Annotated in this window: 18 protein-coding genes; 9 read left to right on the plus strand and 9 right to left on the minus strand. The window is 68.6% G+C overall.

Features of this window, described 5'->3' with window-relative positions; all coding sequences use genetic code 11:
• Positions 1-78: 78 nt before the first annotated feature.
• A complete protein-coding gene (locus DJ018_RS14490; RefSeq protein ID WP_111515660.1) occupies positions 79-261 on the plus strand; it encodes a hypothetical protein in 183 nt (60 codons plus the stop codon).
• Between the two features lie 36 nt (positions 262-297).
• Here DJ018_RS14490 and dksA read toward each other — a convergent pair whose 3' ends face one another.
• Both dksA and fliX read right to left on the minus strand, forming a co-directional pair.
• On the minus strand, positions 298-726 hold the full coding sequence (gene dksA / locus DJ018_RS14495; RefSeq protein WP_111515661.1) for an RNA polymerase-binding protein DksA: 429 nt from the start codon (positions 724-726) through the stop codon (positions 298-300).
• 92 nt (positions 727-818) lie between these two features.
• The gene (gene fliX / locus DJ018_RS14500) at positions 819-1253 is read right to left on the minus strand and encodes a flagellar assembly regulator FliX (RefSeq protein ID WP_111515662.1); all 435 of its coding nucleotides are present in this window, start codon (positions 1251-1253) and stop codon (positions 819-821) included.
• A gap of 208 nt (positions 1254-1461) precedes the next feature.
• Here fliX and DJ018_RS14505 point away from each other — a divergent pair, with 208 nt between their 5' ends.
• From DJ018_RS14505 to DJ018_RS14535, 7 genes are all read left to right on the plus strand, one after another.
• Positions 1462-2571 (plus strand): flagellar basal body P-ring protein FlgI, encoded by a 1110-nt coding sequence (locus tag DJ018_RS14505; protein ID WP_111515663.1) that lies wholly within the window; start codon positions 1462-1464, stop codon positions 2569-2571.
• Positions 2571-2888 (plus strand): rod-binding protein, encoded by a 318-nt coding sequence (locus DJ018_RS14510; RefSeq protein WP_111515664.1) that lies wholly within the window; start codon positions 2571-2573, stop codon positions 2886-2888. The genes DJ018_RS14505 and DJ018_RS14510 overlap by 1 nt, the downstream gene beginning before the upstream one ends.
• Position 2889: 1 nt before the next feature.
• Complete coding sequence (locus DJ018_RS14515) at positions 2890-3339, plus strand: flagellar basal body protein (protein WP_111515665.1); 450 nt, start codon at positions 2890-2892, stop codon at positions 3337-3339.
• Positions 3340-3407: 68 nt separating this feature from the next.
• Entirely contained in the window at positions 3408-4073 is a 666-nt protein-coding gene (locus DJ018_RS14520; RefSeq protein WP_111515666.1) for a hypothetical protein, read from the plus strand.
• Positions 4074-4156: 83 nt separating this feature from the next.
• Positions 4157-6142, plus strand: coding sequence for an OPT family oligopeptide transporter (locus tag DJ018_RS14525; RefSeq protein ID WP_111515667.1), 1986 nt, complete (start codon positions 4157-4159; stop codon positions 6140-6142).
• A gap of 167 nt (positions 6143-6309) precedes the next feature.
• The gene (gene uvrA, locus DJ018_RS14530) at positions 6310-9210 is read left to right on the plus strand and encodes an excinuclease ABC subunit UvrA (protein ID WP_111515668.1); all 2901 of its coding nucleotides are present in this window, start codon (positions 6310-6312) and stop codon (positions 9208-9210) included.
• Positions 9211-9389: 179 nt separating this feature from the next.
• Positions 9390-10595: a sensor histidine kinase gene (locus DJ018_RS14535; RefSeq protein ID WP_165842933.1), complete on the plus strand. Its 1206-nt coding sequence runs from the start codon at positions 9390-9392 to the stop codon at positions 10593-10595.
• On the opposite strand, the gene DJ018_RS14540 is transcribed toward DJ018_RS14535, so the two are convergent.
• On the minus strand, positions 10592-11431 hold the full coding sequence (locus DJ018_RS14540) for a hypothetical protein (RefSeq protein WP_111515670.1): 840 nt from the start codon (positions 11429-11431) through the stop codon (positions 10592-10594). The two genes, DJ018_RS14535 and DJ018_RS14540, sit on opposite strands and share 4 nt — an antisense overlap.
• 39 nt (positions 11432-11470) lie before the next feature.
• Complete coding sequence (locus tag DJ018_RS14545; protein ID WP_111515671.1) at positions 11471-12397, minus strand: hypothetical protein; 927 nt, start codon at positions 12395-12397, stop codon at positions 11471-11473.
• Positions 12398-12524: 127 nt separating this feature from the next.
• Between DJ018_RS14545 and trmFO the strand changes: the two genes are divergently transcribed.
• Entirely contained in the window at positions 12525-13937 is a 1413-nt protein-coding gene (gene trmFO, locus DJ018_RS14550) for a methylenetetrahydrofolate--tRNA-(uracil(54)-C(5))-methyltransferase (FADH(2)-oxidizing) TrmFO (RefSeq protein ID WP_111515672.1), read from the plus strand.
• A gap of 3 nt (positions 13938-13940) precedes the next feature.
• Here the strand turns inward: trmFO and DJ018_RS14555 are convergent, their stop codons facing one another.
• The 5 genes from DJ018_RS14555 to secD form a co-directional block, all read right to left on the minus strand.
• The gene (locus DJ018_RS14555; protein ID WP_111515673.1) at positions 13941-14627 is read right to left on the minus strand and encodes a squalene/phytoene synthase family protein; all 687 of its coding nucleotides are present in this window, start codon (positions 14625-14627) and stop codon (positions 13941-13943) included.
• Positions 14628-14694: 67 nt separating this feature from the next.
• Positions 14695-15303, minus strand: coding sequence for a urate hydroxylase PuuD (locus tag DJ018_RS14560; protein ID WP_111515764.1), 609 nt, complete (start codon positions 15301-15303; stop codon positions 14695-14697).
• Between the two features lie 80 nt (positions 15304-15383).
• A complete protein-coding gene (locus tag DJ018_RS14565; protein ID WP_111515674.1) occupies positions 15384-15743 on the minus strand; it encodes an Mth938-like domain-containing protein in 360 nt (119 codons plus the stop codon).
• A 23-nt stretch (positions 15744-15766) separates the two neighbouring features.
• The gene (gene secF, locus DJ018_RS14570; RefSeq protein WP_111515675.1) at positions 15767-16735 is read right to left on the minus strand and encodes a protein translocase subunit SecF; all 969 of its coding nucleotides are present in this window, start codon (positions 16733-16735) and stop codon (positions 15767-15769) included.
• A 10-nt stretch (positions 16736-16745) separates the two neighbouring features.
• Positions 16746-18344 carry a protein translocase subunit SecD gene (secD, locus tag DJ018_RS14575; RefSeq protein ID WP_111515676.1) on the minus strand — a complete coding sequence of 533 codons (1599 nt, stop codon included), beginning with the start codon at positions 18342-18344 and terminating at the stop codon, positions 16746-16748.
• Positions 18345-18357: the final 13 nt, after the last annotated feature.

Consider the following 18357-nt stretch of genomic DNA (forward strand, 5'->3'; position numbering starts at 1 on the left):
AGCCCAGGCTGGACTTGGGCCGGCTTGCTGAGGCAGGACCTGCGCCCCAGACCTGAGGCAAGCGCGAGGACAACCGCCATGAGCATCGAGGATCAACCCGGCTACGCGCGCTGGCAGGCCGCGAACGAGGCGCTGCAAAAGGCCGCCGAGCGCCGGGACAAGGCGTCCGAAGCCGAAAAGGCGGCTGCGCTGCAGAACTACTACCGGGCGCAGGAAGAGTACGACGCCGCCGTCGACGCCCTGGGCCTCGACGGCGCCTGACGCGCAAAAGAAAAGGCCCCGCGAGGGGCCTTGCACTCAGTCGTCGCGGTGAACGCGTTCGCGGCGCTCGTGCCGCTCCTGGGCTTCCAGGCTCAGGGTGGCGATCGGACGGGCCTCGAGCCGGGCGACGCCGATCGGCTCGCCGGTCTCTTCGCAGTAGCCGTAGGAGCCATCCTCGATGCGCCGCAGCGCCTCGTCGATCTTGGAAATCAGCTTGCGCTGCCGATCACGGGTGCGCAGCTCAAGTGCCCGATCCGTTTCCGAAGAGGCCCGGTCGGCCAAGTCCGGATGATTCTCGGTTTCGCTTTGCAGGTGGGTCAGAGTCTGCTGCGACTCGCGCAGGATCTCTTCTTTCCAGTTCAGGAGCTTCTGCTTGAAATACTCAAGCTGACGCTCGTTCATGAATTCCTCGTCCTCCGTAGGACGATATTCAGGCTTCTCAGCCAAGACTGTGGCTGCGTTCATGAAAACCTCACGCCCCCTGGGATCCCTGAGACACGCGACGGGCTTATAGCAAAGAGAACACTGCTTTCAATGCAGCCGCCGCGGACGGGCGATTACGCCGCACGCGCTCCGTGTTCAAGCTTCGCGATCTCCACTGCCGCGCGAACTTCGATTTCGTCGAGCACCGCCTCGAGCCTCGGATCGTCCGTGTTCGTGCGTTCTTCGCGGATGGCCCGTTGCAGGCGGTCGAGCTCGGCGCCCGACAGATCGCCGCCAAGCAGCGCCACCTTCACTTCGTCGAGCACGTCGAGGATGCGGTCGGCGCGCCGCACGGCGCGACGGCGCCGCTCCAGAGGCCCGCCCACGTCCTGCAGTGCCAGCAGCGCCTCGACGCCCATGACGCCCGCCACCGAGCCGACGCCGCTCGCCTGGGCTGGCCCCGCAGCCCCGCTTACGGAGGGCAGCTTGAAGCCGCCGCCGGCCGCGCCGGGACGGGCGCCGCGCGCCGCGCCGGCTGCATTCGGACCGCCTGTGCCGCTGACCTTCATGGCTGAGACTCAACTCCTCTCCCAAGCCTAGCCGCAAACTGGCCCGGGCGCGCTTGCGGTATGGTTAATGCCGGGCAATTTCTGCCGAGGCCGCTTGGCGCCGACACCCCATTGCGCCGCGTGAGTTGAATCTACTCGGCTTTTTGGACGCGGGCCAATTGGCACGGCTGTCGCATGGGGCGTGGCGAAAACAGCTGTGCGGTTAACCATGCTTCGCGCTCTTCGCCTCTTCTCCGTTGCCCTCGTGGCCGCAAGCCTTGCGGCGGCGCCGGCGTTCGCCAAGTCGCGCATCAAGGACATCGTCGAGTTCGAAGGCGTTCGCGACAACATGCTGGTCGGCTACGGCATCGTGGTCGGGCTGAACGGCACGGGCGATGCGCTGCGCAACGCGCCCATGACCAAGCAGAGCTTGGAAGCCATGCTGGAGCGCCTGGGCGTCAACACCCGCGACGCGCAGCTGAACACCAAGAACGTGGCGGCGGTGATGGTCACCGCCCGGCTGCCGGCCTTTGCGGCTTCGGGCTCGTCGGTGGACGTCAGCGTCTCGGCGCTGGGCGATGCCAAGAGCCTGCTGGGCGGCACCCTGCTGGTGACGCCGCTGCTGGGCGCCGACGGCCAGGCCTATGCGGTGGCCCAGGGCACGGTGCAGACCGGCTCGGTCAGCGCCTCGGGCGCATCGGGCTCCAGCGTCTCCAAGGGCGTGCCGACGGCTGGCCGCATCGCCAGCGGGGCCCTGGTGGAGCGGGAGATCGGCTTCCAGCTGGCCGCCATGAACCAGCTGCGCATGACCCTGCGCAATCCCGACTTCACCACCGCGCGTCGCATCGCCGAGGTGATCAACGGCAAGTTCCCCGGCTCGGCCGCCGCCGACAACCCGACCATCGTCAGCATCCGCCCGCCGGCCGGCATGGACATGATCAGCTTCGTCTCCACGGTGGAGAACCTGAGCGTCGAGCCCGACGCGCCGGCCAAGGTGGTGATCGACGAAGTCGCCGGGGTGATCGTGATGGGCGAGGCCGTGCGGGTCTCCACCGTCGCCATCCAGCAGGGCAACCTGACCATCACGGTCCAGGAAAGCCCGGCGGTAAGCCAGCCCGCCCCCTTCGCCCGCGCCGGCCAGACGGCCGTGGTGCCGCAAAGCGACGTGCAGGTGGACGAGGAGACCGGCCGCCAGTTCGTGACGGTGAGAAACGGGGCCTCGCTGTCGACCCTGGTCTCCGGCCTGAACGCGTTGGGCGTCACGCCGCGGGACATGATCTCGATCCTGCAGACCATCAAGGCCGCCGGCGCCCTGCAAGCCGACATCGAGGTGATGTGATGGACGTCGCGCTGACCCCCATCGCCGTTCAGCCGAACCTGCTGAACCCGCCGGCCAAGACGGATGCGGCCGAGCTCGCCAAGCGCGGCAAGATTCGCGAGACGGCGCAGAACTTCGAGAGCTCGTTCCTCTCGATCATGATCCAGCAGATGTTCGAGGGCGTGAAGACCTCCGCCCCGTTCGGCGGCGGGCCCGGCGAGGACATGTTCAAGTCCTTCATGGCCGAGGCCATGGCCAAGCAGATGACCCGGGCCGGCGGCGTCGGCCTGACCGACACCGTCAACCGTGAAATGCTCAAACTCCAGGGGCTGAAGTAAGATGGCTCTCGTCGTCAACGACGCCGCCGATCGCGTCGATCAGATGATCCTGCTCACCGAGCGGCTCACCGAACTGGTGGCCGCGGGCGCCCGCTGCTTCGAAGAGCGCCGGCCGCAGGACGCCATGGCCTTTCACGAGGAAACGGCGCGGCTGGCCAACATCTACCGGCACGAGTCCACGCGGGTGCGGGCCAACCCCGGCCTGGTGTCGAGCGCGCCGTCCGACCAGCGCCAGAAGCTCATCCGGGCGACCGAGGCCTTCCACGCGGTGCTGGACCGCCAGGGCCGGGCCATCGATGCGGCCCGCACCGTCACCGAAGGCTTGGTGAAAACCATCGCCGAGGAAGTGGCCAATCAGCGCGAGCAGCGCAGCGGCTACGGGCCGGGCGCCCTGCCCCCGGCGTCGGCGGCCCGTGGCGCCACTGCCATCACCCTGAACCAGCGGGCCTGAGGCCACAGCTACGGGTGAACCTCCCGCGTCCTGCCGAGTTCTGGCCGGACACGCGATGGAGGAAGAGAATGCGCGCACTGGTGGTGCTTGCGGCGGCGGCCGCTGTGTTCGGGACGGCTCCGGCCCTGGCCCAGACCTCACCCTTCGCCGCCGGCGTAAACCTGGGCACCCCGGGCGTCGGCGCGGAGCTGCAGTATCAGGCGGCGCCAGGACTGGTGCTGCGCGGCGGCGGCGACTGGCTGAGCTACAGCCGTGACGAGACCTACTCCGACATCCCCTATGACGGGAAGCTGAAGTCCCGCACCGCGGGCCTGTTCGCCGACTGGCATCCAGGCGGCGGCGCTTTCCTGGTGTCGGCCGGCGCCTACTTCGGAAAGCGCGAGCTGGAGCTCCGCTCCGAGCCGACCGGCAACGTGACGGTGGGCGGGCAGACCTTCACGCCTGCGCAGATCGGCCGGCTTGAAGGGGAGGCCAAGCTGTCGGACGTGCAGCCGTTCGTGGGCCTGGGCTTCGACAACACCTTCACGAGCGGCGGCGCCTGGGGCTTCAAGGCGCTTGTGGGCGTCTCGTTCAGCGACGACCCGGAAGTCGATCTGCGCGCGGTCGGCGGCGCCTTCTCAGACCAGCCGGCGGTGCAGGCCGCGGTGGCTCAGGAAGCGGCGGACATTCGCGAGGACGCCAGCGACTACAAATACTACCCGGTTGTGCAGATCGGGGTGACCCGCCGCTTCTGAACACATCCCCGCGGCTTGAGCATCGGCCCGCTTCGGCTCTAACTGGCCGGGTGGGCCGAAGAGCCTATGGGGGAGAGCTTAAGATGGCGGCAGTGGAGACGGCGGACCGCGGACGCGTGGAGCTGACGGTCCGGGGGATCGTGCTGGGGGTGCTGATCACCCTCGTGTTCACGGCGGCCAACGTCTACCTCGGCCTGCGGGTCGGCCTGACCTTCGCCTCCTCGATCCCGGCCGCGGTGATCTCCATGGCCCTGCTGCGGGCCTTCAAGAACTCGTCCATCTACGAGAACAACATCGTCCAGACGGTGGCCTCGGCCGCCGGCGCCATGGCCTCGGTGATCTTCGTGCTGCCGGGCCTGGTGATGATCGGCGCCTGGACGGGCTTTCCGTTCTGGACCTCGTTCGGCATCTGCGCGATCGGCGGGGTGCTCGGTGTGATGTACACCATCCCCCTGCGCCGGGCGCTGGTGACCCAGTCCGACCTGCCCTACCCCGAAGGCGTCGCCGCCGCGGAGGTGCTGAAGGTGGGCTCGGGGTCGCGGGCCGACACGCCGGAAGCCGCGGCCGAGGGCAAGCAGGGGCTGATCGGCATTCTCCTGGGCTCGGTGGCCTCGGCGCTCTACGCCGCGCTGACCGCCTCGCGCGTGTTCGCCGCCGAGATCGCCGCCTACTTCCGCATTCCGACCGGCGGTGTCACGGGCCTGGGCGGGTCGGCGTCGCTGGCGCTGTTCGGCGCCGGCCACCTGATGGGCATGGCGGTGGGCATGGCCATGCTCACCGGCCTGATCATCGCCTGGGGTTTCGCCGTCCCGATCCTCAGCACCCTGACGCCTGCCGCCGGCCCCGCCGCGGATGTGGCGGGCGAGGTCTGGAGCACCAAGGTGCGCTTCATCGGCGCCGGCGCCATCGGGGTGGCGGCGATCTGGACCCTGGCCAAGCTGATCGGGCCGGTGGGCGCGGGCCTGACCTCGGCCGTGGCGGCGCAGCGTCAGCGGCGCTCGGGCGGCGGCGCGCTGCTGGGGCGGACCGAGCAGGACATGCCGATCGGCATCGTCGGCCTGATCGCCCTGCTCTGCCTCGTGCCCATGGCGATCCTGATCATGCGGTTCCTGGCAGGCGGTCCGCTGGCCTCGGTGATCGGGCCGCTGACCCTTTCGGCCATGCTCTATGTGGTGATCGCCGGCTTCGCCGTGGCGGCGGTTTGCGGCTACATGGCCGGCCTGATCGGCTCGTCCAACAGCCCGGTGAGCGGCATGGCGATCCTGGCGGTGCTGGGCGCCGCGGTGCTGACCGCCGTGATCGGGCGGGCCGCCCTGCCGGACGCCGACACGCGGCCGCTGGTGGCCTTCGCCCTGCTGGTCACGGGGGTGCTGCTGGCCGTGGCCGTGGCCGCCAACGACAACCTGCAGGACCTGAAGACCGGCCAACTGGTGGACGCCACGCCGTGGCGCCAGCAGGCCGCGCTGGTGGTCGGCGTGGTCGCCGGCTCGGCGATGATCCCGCCGATCTTGGAGCTGCTGAATAAGGCCTATGGCTTCGCCGGCGCGCCCAACAGCCAGGCGATCGCGGCGGACCCGCTGCCCGCCCCGCAAGCGACGCTGATCTCCACCCTGGCCAAGGGCGTGATCGACGGCCAGCTCGACTGGGGCCTGATCGGCGTCGGCGGGCTGATTGGCGTGGTGCTGGTGGCGACGGACGCCTTCCTGCGCCGTGGCGGCAAGTACAGCCTGCCGCCCCTGGGCGTCGGCATGGCGATCTACCTGCCGGTGACGGTGACCGCCCCGGTGGTGATCGGCGCGGTGTCCGGCTGGATCTTTGACCGGACCGTGGAGAAGCGGGCCGGCGGCGAAGTGGCCAAGCGCCTGGGCGTGCTGGTGGTCTCCGGCTTCATCGTAGGCGAGAGCCTGTTCAACGTGGCCCTGGCCGGGCTGATCGTCGGAACCGGCAACGGCGCGCCGTTGGCCCTGGCGCCGGAAGGCTTCGGCCCCGGCGTGCTGCTGGCGCTGGTCGGCTACATCGCGGTGGCCGCCGGCGTCTACGCCTGGGCCGGGAAGCGCCGAGCCGCTTGACCGAAGGCCTCGCCGCGGACTTGTTGCCACCGTGGTGTCAGCAGGACGCGGCGGGGCGCCGCAGCCGCTTCGTTCACCTTGCGTTCGCTGGTATGAGTGACTCGGCGAACTACATTAGGCAATCCCCGCCGGGACCGCCTGGCGGGCTTTGAACGTTCCGGGACAATATGGCCGACCAGCACAACCAGATCCGCGTGCGCGGTGCGCGCGAGCACAATCTCAAAGACGTCAGCGTGGACATCCCGCGCGGCGAGTTGGTGGTGCTCACCGGCCTGTCGGGATCGGGCAAGAGCTCCCTCGCCTTCGACACCATCTACGCCGAAGGCCAGCGGCGCTACGTCGAAAGCCTGTCAGCCTATGCGCGCCAGTTCCTGGAGCTGATGGGCAAACCGGACGTGGACCTGATCGAGGGCCTGTCGCCGGCCATCTCGATCGAGCAGAAGACCACCAGCCGGAACCCGCGCTCCACCGTCGGCACTGTGACCGAGATCCACGACTACATGCGCCTGCTGTGGGCGCGGGTCGGAGTTCCGTACTCGCCGGCCACCGGACTGCCGATCGAGAGCCAGACGATCAGCCAGATGGTCGACAAGCTGTCGGCCATCGAGGAAGGCACCCGCCTCTATCTGCTGGCGCCCGTGGTGCGCGGCCGCAAGGGCGAGTACCGCAAGGAGATCGCCGAGTGGCAGAAGGCCGGCTTCCAGCGGCTGAAGATCGACGGCGAGTTCTACCCGATCGAGGACGCCCCGGCGCTCGACAAGAAGTTCAAGCACGACATCGACGTGGTGGTGGACCGGCTGGTGGTGAAGCCCGGCCTGGAGACCCGCTACGCCGACAGCCTCGAGACCGCGCTGCGGCTGGCCGACGGCATCGCCGTGGCCGAATGGGCGGATGCGGTGGAAGGTCAGGAGCCCAAGCGGCTGATCTTCTCCGAGAAGTTCGCCTGCCCAGTGTCCGGCTTCACGATCAGCGAGATCGAGCCGCGGCTGTTCTCGTTCAACAACCCGTACGGTGCGTGCCCGGTCTGTGACGGCCTGGGCGCGAAGCTGGCGTTCGACGCCGACCTGATCGTGCCGGACAAGGACAAGACCCTGCACAAGGGCGCCATCGCGCCCTGGGCCAAGGGTCCCTCGCCGCTCTACACCCAGACACTGCAGGCGCTGAGCCAGCACTACGGCTTTTCCATGGACAAGCCGTGGCACAAGCTGGAGGACGCCGCGAAGAAGGTGATCCTGCACGGTTCCGGCGGCGAGAAGATCCGCTTCGTCTACGACGACAACGCGCGCAAGTACGAGGTCAACAAGACCTTCGAAGGCGTGCTGCCGAACCTGGAGCGCCGCTGGCGCGAGACCGACAGCGCCTGGGTTCGCGAGGAGCTGGGCCGCTACCAGTCCGAGACGCCGTGCGAGGCCTGCAACGGCTATCGCCTGAAGCCGGAAGCGCTGGCCGTGAAGGTGGGCGCGCAGCACATCGGCGAGATCTCGAACCTGCCGATCCGCAAGGCGCGGGAGTGGTTCGACGGCCTGGCGGGTCAGCTGACCGACAAGCAGATGGAGATCGCCCGCCGCATCCTGAAGGAGATCAACGATCGCCTCCGGTTCCTGGTGGACGTGGGCCTAGACTATCTGAACCTTTCGCGCGGATCCGGCACCCTGTCCGGCGGCGAAAGCCAGCGGATCCGCCTCGCCAGCCAGATCGGCTCCGGCCTGACGGGCGTGCTCTATGTGCTCGACGAGCCGTCCATCGGCCTGCACCAGCGGGACAACACGCGGCTGCTGAACAGCCTGCGCGGTCTGCGCGACCTGGGCAACTCGGTGCTGGTGGTGGAGCACGACGAGGAAGCGATCCTCACCGCCGACTACGTCATCGACATGGGTCCGGCGGCGGGCGTGCATGGCGGGGAGATCATCGCCGAGGGCAAGCCGGCCGACATCATGGCGAGCCCCAAGAGCCTGACAGGTCAGTACCTGTCCGGCGCGCGAGAGATCGAGGTGCCCGAACAGCGCCGCCCCTGGTCCAAGAAGAAGATGCTGCGGGTCGTCGGCGCCACCGGCAACAACCTGAAGAACATCACCGGCGAGATCCCGGTAGGCACCTTCACCTGCATTACCGGGGTGTCGGGCGGCGGCAAGTCGACCTTCACCATCGAGACGCTCTACAAGGCGGCGGCTCGGCGGCTGCACAACGCGTCGGACGCGCCTGCGCCCCACGACCGGATCGAGGGCCTGGAGAACTTCGACAAGATCATCGACATCGACCAGAGCCCGATCGGGCGCACGCCGCGGTCGAACCCCGCCACCTACACCGGCGCCTTCCAGCCGATCCGCGACTGGTTCGCGGGCCTGCCGGAGTCCAAGGCTCGCGGCTATGGCCCGGGCCGGTTCTCCTTCAACGTGAAGGGCGGTCGGTGCGAGGCCTGCCAGGGCGACGGCGTCATCAAGATCGAGATGCACTTCCTGCCGGACGTGTACGTCACCTGCGATGTCTGCCACGGCAAGCGCTACAACCGCGAAACCCTGGAAATCATGTTCAAAGGCAAGAGCATCGCCGATGTTCTTGATATGACCGTCGAGGAAGCCGCCGACTTCTTCAAGGCCGTGCCGGTCATCCGGGACAAGATGGACACGCTGAAGCGCGTCGGCCTCGGCTACGTGAAGGTCGGTCAGCAGGCGACCACCCTTTCGGGCGGTGAAGCCCAGCGGGTGAAGCTGTCCAAGGAACTGTCGCGCCGGGCGACGGGCAAGACGCTCTACATCCTCGACGAGCCGACCACCGGCCTGCACTTCGAAGACGTGAAGAAACTGCTGGAAGTGCTTCACGAGCTTGTGGAACAGGGCAACACGGTGGTGGTGATCGAGCACAATCTCGATGTCATCAAGACGGCCGACTGGCTGGTCGATTTCGGCCCTGAAGGGGGAGATGGCGGCGGTGAGATCGTGGCGGCCGGCACCCCGGAACAGGTCGCCAAGATCCCGGCCAGCTGGACGGGGCGCTATCTCGCCGAACTGCTGGAGCGACACGAAGCGCGTCGGCGCGAGCGCCGGGACGCCCTGCGCAAGAGCGCCTAGGGATCGTAACGGCGGCGGGCCTGGCGCCCGTCAGCCGTGCAGCCGGTTCCGAGGTTCTCGCGTGGAGTGTCGTAAACCCGACCGACTGTGACTCTTCCCGGGCGTAGTCTGCCGCCAGCATGCCGGTCCGCGTGACGTAGCGCGGCATGCTCACACCCCTCAGTGAGCCAGTGCAGCGTATGACACCGTCGCGGTACCTTGCCTTCGCGCGGGCCGTCCAGGCCCTGGGCCGCGCCCAGGATCGCGCGGCGGTGGTGGACGCCGTGCGGCAGGCGGCGCGGGAGGTGTCCGGCGCCAGCGGGATCTCCATGTCCCTGCGTGACGGCGAAGAGTGCGTCTATGTCGCCGAAGACGCCGACTTCGAGCTTTGGACGGGTCAACGCTTCGCGCTGGAGGACTGCATTTCCGGCTGGAGCATCATGTCCGGCCAGCAGGCGATCATCCCCGACATCTACGCGGACATGCGCGTGCCGCATGCGGCCTATGAGAAGACGCCGATCCGCAGCTTGGTGATGACGCCGATCGGCGAGCCCAATCCGTTCGGGGCGCTGGGCGCCTACTGGGACGAGCTGGACGGCCCGCAGCCCGGCGATGCGGAGATGCTCACCGCGCTGGCCGCAGTGGTGGGCTCCACCTTGCGGGCCATCGATCTGGCCGAGGTCCTGCGGCTGGACCGCGAACGGGCCGAGCGGCTGTACCGGGAAAGCAAGGAGCTGCTGCGCAGCCAGGCCGAGGCCGAGCGGCACCAGACGCTGCTGATCAACGAGCTCAATCACCGGGTCAAGAACACCCTGACGATCATCCAGGGCGTGGCGCGCCAGACGCTGCGCGGGGCGACCAGCCTGGACGACGCCCACGACTCTTTCGAAGCGCGTCTGCATACGCTGGCGGCGGCGCACACCCTGCTGACCAGCCTGGGATGGCGCCCGGTGATGGTGCGCGATCTGCTGGCCAGCGCCACGGCCGCCTTTGAGCCGGCCACGCACCAAGCCTTCAGCCTGGACGGCCCGGATCTTCGCCTGAGCCCGAGCACGGCGGTGGCCATGGCCTTGGCGCTGCATGAGCTCGGGACCAATGCGGCCAAGTACGGCGCGCTGTCGTCAGAGAGCGGCCAGGTCGACATCCGATGGTGGCTGGCGCGCAGCCCGGATGGGCCGCGGTTGCGGCTGATGTGGCGCGAGAGCGGAGGACCGCCCGTCGTGCCGCCGTCACGGCGGGGGTTCGGCTCGCGCCTGCTGGAAAGCGGGCTGGCCCGGGAGCTTCAGGGCGCGGTGCGGCTGGAGTTCCCCAGCACGGGCGTGATCTGCCACATCGACGCGCCTGCGCCGCTGCCCGGCGAGCTGAACGGCGGCCCCTCGCCAGAGATGGGCCGGGTCGGGGCTTAAGCCTCCGCCGCCACTTCCTGCGGCGCCGGTCCCACCAGGGCTTTGTAGGTGGCGACCAGGGGCGCCTGGCTGAGCACCCAGAGCACGGGGGCGAAGAGCACCTGCAGCAGCAGCTGGAGCAGGAAGCGGCCGGGATGCCGCTCCAGGGTAGCCTGACCGACGAGGCTGGCGAGATCGTCGAAGCCGGTCAGGGCGCCGGTGAGGACGAGCTGAAGGATCCAGGCGCCGATCCACACGACGCCCAGCAGGCAGGCGGTGATCACGCACATGCCGAGGACAGCCCAGGTGCGACCATGCGTCAGCCGCCAGGAGCGGGCGAAATCGATGCGACGCTCGGCGAAGCTGATCACGCCCGCGAGGCTGAAGCGCACGCCGAGCCAGATCGCCAGGGCCACAGGCACCAGCGCAAAGGCCACGCCGCCCGCCAGGCCGCCCTGCCCCTGCAGCGCGCGCCCGACCAGCGCGATGCACGCCGCCAGGATGCCCCACGCGACGATGCCGATCAGCCAGACGACCACCAGGCGCGCCTCTTCCTTGCCGACGCGCAGGAACAGATAGGCCGGCTCCTCCGGGCGCAGCATCAGGCGGAAGACGCCGCAGACCAGGATCGCGCCGGCCAGAAGGGTCGCCAGGAGGCCGATGGCCCCGGCGATCACCGCCGCCACCGGGCTGGCGCCTGCCGCCGCGCCGATGGCCACGACGATGACGCTGGCCACAATGGCCGTGGCGATCACGATCAGCAGATTGGCCATCGACCAGCCGACGATCACGCGCCAGCGCTGTCCGATCAGGCGAAAGCCGGCGATGGCCGCATCGCTGGCGGAAAACTCGCTCATCCAAACCCCTTCAGGGACGATACGCGTCCCGCCCGCACCTTAGCCGTGGTCGGCAGGCCGGCTCAACGGGGCGGCCGGCGCATCACCGTGCAGCCGCTGGTAGACCCAGGCCCCCGGCGCGGCGATCACCGCGTAGTAAAGGGCGGTGATCAGGCTGCCGACCAGCATGTAGGCCAGCATCAGCGGGTTGAAGTAGGCCGCGAGCGAGGTCTGGTCCGGATCGAACATCCGGCTGACGTCCTCCATCTGGCCGCCGGCCAGGAGCACCACGATGCCGGCCACGGCGGTGAACAGCACCAAGGTGACGATGGTCACCACGATCATGCAGAACAGGGCCAGCACATAAGCTCCCAACAGCCGCCAGAAGGCGCCGCGGGTGAGCGGCCAGGAATCGAAGATGGCGAAGCGGCGCTCGGCGAAGGTGATCACCGGCGCGAGCGACAGCCGGATCGCGACATAAATGACGAGGCCGATGGCGAACAGCTCGGCGGCGACGCCGACGAAGGCGCCGACGCCCTGGCCGCCCATGCCGGCGATCGCCGCCAGCAGCGCCGCGGCGATGGTGACGCCCACCAGGCCGGCGATGGCCAGGCCGAGGTAGATCAAGGTCAAACCCATCAGCCGCAGCTCGTCACGGCCCAGACGCAGGTAGCCCCAGCGGGTGTCGTCGTGGCGCAGGATGATGCGGTAGACCGCCGCCGCCATCACGCACTGGATGGCGAGCCCGAAGACGAGCAGCGGAGCCATGGCGATCATGGCGTGCAGGAAGGTGCTGGCGTCCGGGGTGGTGTCCGACTGCAGCGTCTCCATGGCCGTGCGCACCTCGGCCGGCATGCTGACGGTGACCAGCGCGCCCAGCAGGCTCACGGCGAAAGAAAACAGCACCCACAGGCCAAACGCCCGGCGATTCTCCCGCGCGACCCGAAAGCCTTCCAGGCCGGCTTCGCTCGGCGAAAACTGGTTCATTCTCGTCCCTTGGACCGACGCCTTCATGCGAACGAGTCGGACTTGCTTTGGCTGCAAACTAGGGCCGCGCAAGCGCGACGCAAGGCCCCGCTCGCGATGGCGACCGATCGTTGCTAGTTAGCCGCGCATGACGACATCTTCCCACAAGCCCGTGCACGTGATCGGCGGCGGATTGGCCGGCTCGGAAGCGGCCTGGCAGATCGCCAGCGCCGGCGTTCCGGTGGTGCTGCACGAGATGCGGCCAGTGCGCGGCACCGACGCCCACCACACCGACAAGCTGGCCGAACTGGTCTGCTCCAACTCCTTCCGGGCCGATGACTGGGCCGGCAATGCGGTGGGCCTGCTGCATGCCGAGATGCGCAAGCTGGACTCCATCATCATGGGCTGCGGCGACGCGCACCAGGTGCCGGCCGGCGGCGCGCTGGCGGTGGACCGGGACGGGTTCTCCGGCGCGGTGACCGAGCGCCTGGAAGCGCACCCCCTGGTGACCATCAGCCGCGAGGAAGTGGCCGGCCTGCCGCCGGAGGAGTGGGACAGCGTGGTGGTGGCCACCGGCCCCCTCACCTCGCCCGACTTGGCGGACGCGATCCTGGACCTGACGGGCGAAGGCCAGCTGTCGTTCTTCGACGCCATCGCGCCGATCGTGAACTTCGAGTCCATCGACATGGACGTGGCCTGGCGGCAGTCGCGCTACGACAAGGAAGGCCCCGGCGGAGACGCGGCGGCCTACATCAACTGCCCAATGGACAAGGACCAGTACGAGGCGTTCATCGACGCCCTGCTGGCGGGCCCCAAGGCCGAGTTCAAGGACTGGGAGCACGTGCCCTACTTCGACGGCTGCCTGCCGATCGAAGTGATGGCCGAGCGGGGACGCGAGACCCTGCGCCACGGGCCGATGAAGCCGGTGGGCCTGACGAACGCCCACAAGCCGGACCAGAAGCCCTGGGCGGTCGTCCAGCTGCGGCAGGACAATGCGCTGGGCACGCTGTGGAACATGGTCGGCTTCCAGACCAAGCTGAAGCACGGGGCGCAGTCGGAGATCTTCCGGATGATCCCGGGGCTGGAGAAGGCCGTGTTCGCGCGGCTGGGCGGCCTGCACCGCAACACCTTCCTGAACAGCCCGCGCCTGCTGGACCGTCAGCTGCGCCTGAAGGCCGCCCCTCGGCTGCGGTTCGCAGGCCAGGTCACCGGCGTCGAAGGCTATGTGGAAAGCGCCGCCATCGGCTTGATCGCCGGACGGCTGGCCGCCGCCGAGAGGCTGGGCCGCACGCTGGAGGCGCCGCCCGCCACGACCGCGCTGGGCGCCCTGGTGAACCACATCACCGGCGGGCACCTGGAAGGCGGGGCCGGCTCGTTCCAGCCGATGAACATCAACTACGGCCTGCTGCCGCCGCTGGAAGCGCCCAAGCGCGACGCCGAAGGCAAGCGGCTGCCGAACAAGGAGCGCGGTCGGGCCAAGAAGCGGCTGATGGGCGAGCGCGCCCTGGCCGACCTGGCCGCCTGGACGACCGGGGCTCCGGTGCTGGAAGCGGCTGAATAGGCGCTAGAGCCGGCCCCGCGCCACCGCCAGGGTGAGCCGCAGCCGGCTGCGCAAGCCCGACGGCGTATGCCCCGCCGCCCGCTCCGCCGCGAAGGTGGCGTGGGCGACCGCCGGAAAGGCGGCCACGCCGAGGCTGCGGACGCTGCGCCGGGCCTCGGTGAGCAGCCGATCGAAGACGGGCCGCAGGTGCGGCTGGTCAGGCACGCGTCGCGCCAGGGCCCAAGCCGCGCCAGGAGTTCCCGCCGGGCCGGTGTGCGCGTCAGGATCGAGAATGCGGGCCGCCAGCTCGGCGGCGACGCCGCCGGTCTCGCGCGCCCAGTCGAGCGCCTCCGTCTCGTCCATGGCCGCGGGATCGAGCTCGCGGTAGCGCGTGTCGATCATCGCCTGCAGGGCCGCGCGGGGCAGCTCGCGACGTCGCACGGCCAGCGCCAGCGCCTGGGCGGTGGGATGGCGGCGGACTTCCCTGCCCTCGAACACCTCGTCCAGCACCTCGCCCCACCACGTCAGGCGGATCTCACCGAGGATCGGGTTCGACGCCACGCGGGGCGCGCGGGCGACCTCGTGGTCGAATGCGTAGAGGGCCAGGACATCGGCTCGCTTGTCGGCATCGGCGATGAAGCGGCTCGACGCCCAACGATCGGGGTCCACGCGGCGCACCAGGGCGTCGAGGTCGGTGGGATCTTCGCTCATCACGCTCACACACAAGCAAAAGGCCCGCCGGTGAGGCGGGCCTTCCGATCCTAGATCGCTTCGGCTGCTAGCCGAAGATGGTCTGGGTCATGGTCATGGTCACCAGCATCGGCACCGACAGCAGGGTGTTGATGCGGGAGAACAGCATCGCCTTGCGGGCGGCGGCCGCCTTTTGCTCTGGCGTGCCTTCCTTGATGCCCAGGGCGATCTTCTGCGCCGGCCAGATGAAGTGCCAGACGTTGAAGAACATCACCGTGGCCAGCCACATGCCGAGACCGATGAAGGTGTGCTGCGGGACCTGGAAACCTTCGGTGGCGCCCAGGGTGATCGCCTCGACCAGATAGCCGCGGGTGTAGGCCAAGATCACGCCGGCGACCCAGGTCAGCAGAGCCGCCCAGCGGAACCAGAACAGCGCCTCGGGCGCGATGTACTTGGAGACCGCCGGCTTCAGCTCGGCGGGGATCTCCGGCATTTTCCGGATCTGGACGAAGTTGAAGTAGTACAGCAGGCCAATCCACATGATGCCGAACAGCGTGTGGAGCCAGCGGAACACGGCCTGCCAGAAGATCGCGTCCGGCGAAGCCTCGTGATGCATCAGGTACCCAACCACGATGACCAGCGCCAGCAGGAAGCTGACGATCATCGTGTTGCGCAGATTTGAAAGCAGTCCGGCCATCATGAGCCCCTCGATTCCCTACCCTGATACTCAGGTATAGGTTGTTTCGCAGCGGCCTGGAAGCTGAGCGCGACTAGGGCTCAGACGGCGATCAGGGCGGCGGCGAGACGGCGGCCCTCGGCGGTCAGGACGTTGTAGAGCCGGGCGGCGGCGGGCGTGTCCATGAACTCCAGCCCGATGCCGGCCTGCTGGAGCGCTTCGCGGACGGGACGCGGCGGCATGGCGTTGCGGGCGCCGACGCCCAGCAGCACGAACTCCACCTCCACCCGGCCGGCGGCGAGCACCGGCTCAAGGCTTTCGGGCGTGAGCTCGGCCAGGGAGGTCACCGACCAGCTGCGCGGCTCGTCGGCGACGATCAGCACCGAGCCGTCGTGCCGCGCCCCGTCCAGGCGAAAGCCGCCGTCGCCATAGGCGTCGATGGACGGGGCGTTGCGCGCCATGAAGCCGCTCCCTTACGTCTGGGTCAGCCGCGGGCGTCCGCCGGCTTCAGAGGCTGGGCCTCCTCGTCCGAACGCTTGACGCCCCACAGCAGGATCACCGGCGCCGCCACATAGATCGACGAGTAGGTGCCGATGGCGATGCCGAACATCAGGATCAGCGACATGCCGAACAGCGTCGGCCCGCCGAAGATCGCCAGCCCGCCCAGCGCCAGAACGGCGGTCAGGCCGGTGATGATGGTCCGCGACAGGGTCTCATTGATCGACAGGTCGATGACTTCCTTGAGCGGCATGCGCTTGTACTTGCGCAGGTTCTCGCGAAGGCGGTCAAACACCACGACGGTGTCGTTCATTGAGTAGCCGATGATCGTCAGGATCGCCGCAACCGTGGTCAGATTGAACTCGAAGTTGAACAGCGCGATGATCCCGAAGGTCAGGATCACGTCGTGGAACAGGGCCACGACCGCGCCGATGCCGAACTGCAGCTCGAAGCGGAACCAGATGTAGACCAGCATGAGGCCGATCGCGAGGCCGAGAGCCATGAGGCCGGCCTGGAAGAGCTCGCCGGACACCTTGGGGCCGACGACGTCCGCGCGCTGGAAGGTGACCTGGCCAAGGGCGCGGGTGAGCGCAGCCTTGACGTTGTCGACCGTCGCCGAAGCGCTTGCGCCTTCCGGTGTCTGGAACCGCACCGCCGCCGAGCTGGGCGAACCCACCGTCTGCAGCTGCACGTCGCCCAGGTTCATCGCCTCGAGCGTGGCGCGGGCCTTGGCGATGTCCACAGCCTGCGGGGCGGTGGACATCTCGAGCACGGTGCCGCCCTGGAAGTCGATGCCGCAGTGCAGGCCGCCGCACGGCGGCTTCAGCGGATAAAGCGCCGCGAACAACGACCCCAGCACCGCGACCACCGAAAGGATGGCGGCGTACCGAGCGAAGGCGACGAAGCGGAAGTTGGTCTTCTCTGGGAGAAGCTTGATCAGGGGCCAGAACTTCAAGGCGCCCTCCTTAAACGATCGGCAGGGTCTTCGGGCGGGTGGCGCGGAACCACCAGGCCAGAAGGACCTGCGTAACGAGGACGGCAGAGAAGACCGAGGTCACCACGCCGATCGACAGCGTCCAGGCGAAGCCCTTCACCGGGCCCGCGCCGAACTGGAACATGATCAGCGCCGCGAGGATCGTCGTGACGTTGGCGTCGATGATGGTGCTCATGGCGCGGGAGAAGCCCGCATCCATAGAGGCCAGCACCGAGCGGCCCGCCCGAAGCTCGTCACGCATGCGCTCGTAGATCAGCACGTTGGCGTCGACCGCCACGGCGAGCGTGAGGATCAGGCCGGCGATGCCCGGAAGGGTCAGCGTCGCCTGGGTCATGCTCATGGTGGCGATGATCAGCAGCCCGTTGATGATCAGGGCGATGATCGAGATGCCGCCGAACAGGAAGCCATAGGCGACCAGCATGAACAGCAGGATCGCCACGAAGCCCACGGCCGTGGAGAGCTGACCCGCCTTGACGGCGTCGGCGCCAAGTTCGGCGCCAACGGTCTTCTGCTCCTCGACCTTCAGCTGGGCCGGAAGGGCGCCAGCGCGCAGCAGAACTGCGAGCTCCTCGGCGCTTTCGGTGGTGAAGTTGCCGGTGATCTGGCCATTGCCAGAGGGGATCACGCCCTGGATCACGGGCGCGGAGATCACCCTCTTATCGAGCACGATTGCGAAGCGCTTGCCGATGTTCTGGCTGGTGATCGCCGCAAACCTGCGCGCCCCCTGCCCGTTCATGCGGAAGCTGACGGCCGGCCGGTTGGTTTGCGAATCGAACACCGCCTGAGCGGTGACGAGCATCTCGCCGGTAACTTCCGCACGCTTGCGGACCAGCAGAACCGGCGTCAGGCCGTCTTCGCTGGGCAGCAGTTCGGAGCCGGGCGGAATGCGGCCGTTGGCGGCGTCCTGCAGCGGCACGCTCTCGTCGACCATTTGGAAGGTCAACTTGGCGGTCTGGCCGACGATGCTCTTGAGCTTCTCCGGATCGCTCTCGCCGGCCGCCTGGATCGAAATCCGGTTGCGGCCCTGCCGGACGATGTTGGGTTCGCGCGTGCCCAGCTGGTCGATCCGGCGACGGATCACCTCGATGGACTGGTCGACGGCGCTGGAGGCGGCGGCCTCGAAAGCCTGTTCGACGAGCGCGATGCGGATGCGCCCGCCATCGGCGGTGGTGACCGCCACGTCCCGGGCGCCAGACGGCGTCGTGCCGCCGATGTTCTCGCGCAGGACCCGCTGGGCCTTGTCGAACTGCGCCGGGTCGGTGATCCGCACCACGATGGCGCCGTTCACCTGGCCGAGGTCGGCGAAAGGCACCTGTTCGTCCGTCAGGGTCTTGCGGACGTCCTCGATGAGGTTGGTCAGGCGCTCGGCGCGCAGAGCGACGAGGTCGACCTCATAGAGCAGGCTGGAGCCGCCCTGCAGGTCGAGGCCGAGGTTCAGGGTCTTCTTGGGCATGAAGCCCGGAAGCTGGGCGCGGGTCGCCTCGGGCAGCAGGTTCGGCAGCGTGAACAGCACGCCGAACACCACCGACAGGATGACGAGGATGACCTTCCAGCGCGAAAGGTTGAGCATGGAGCGCTAGACG

This window comes from Phenylobacterium deserti (genome assembly GCF_003254705.1).
Lineage (GTDB): Bacteria > Pseudomonadota > Alphaproteobacteria > Caulobacterales > Caulobacteraceae > Phenylobacterium > Phenylobacterium deserti.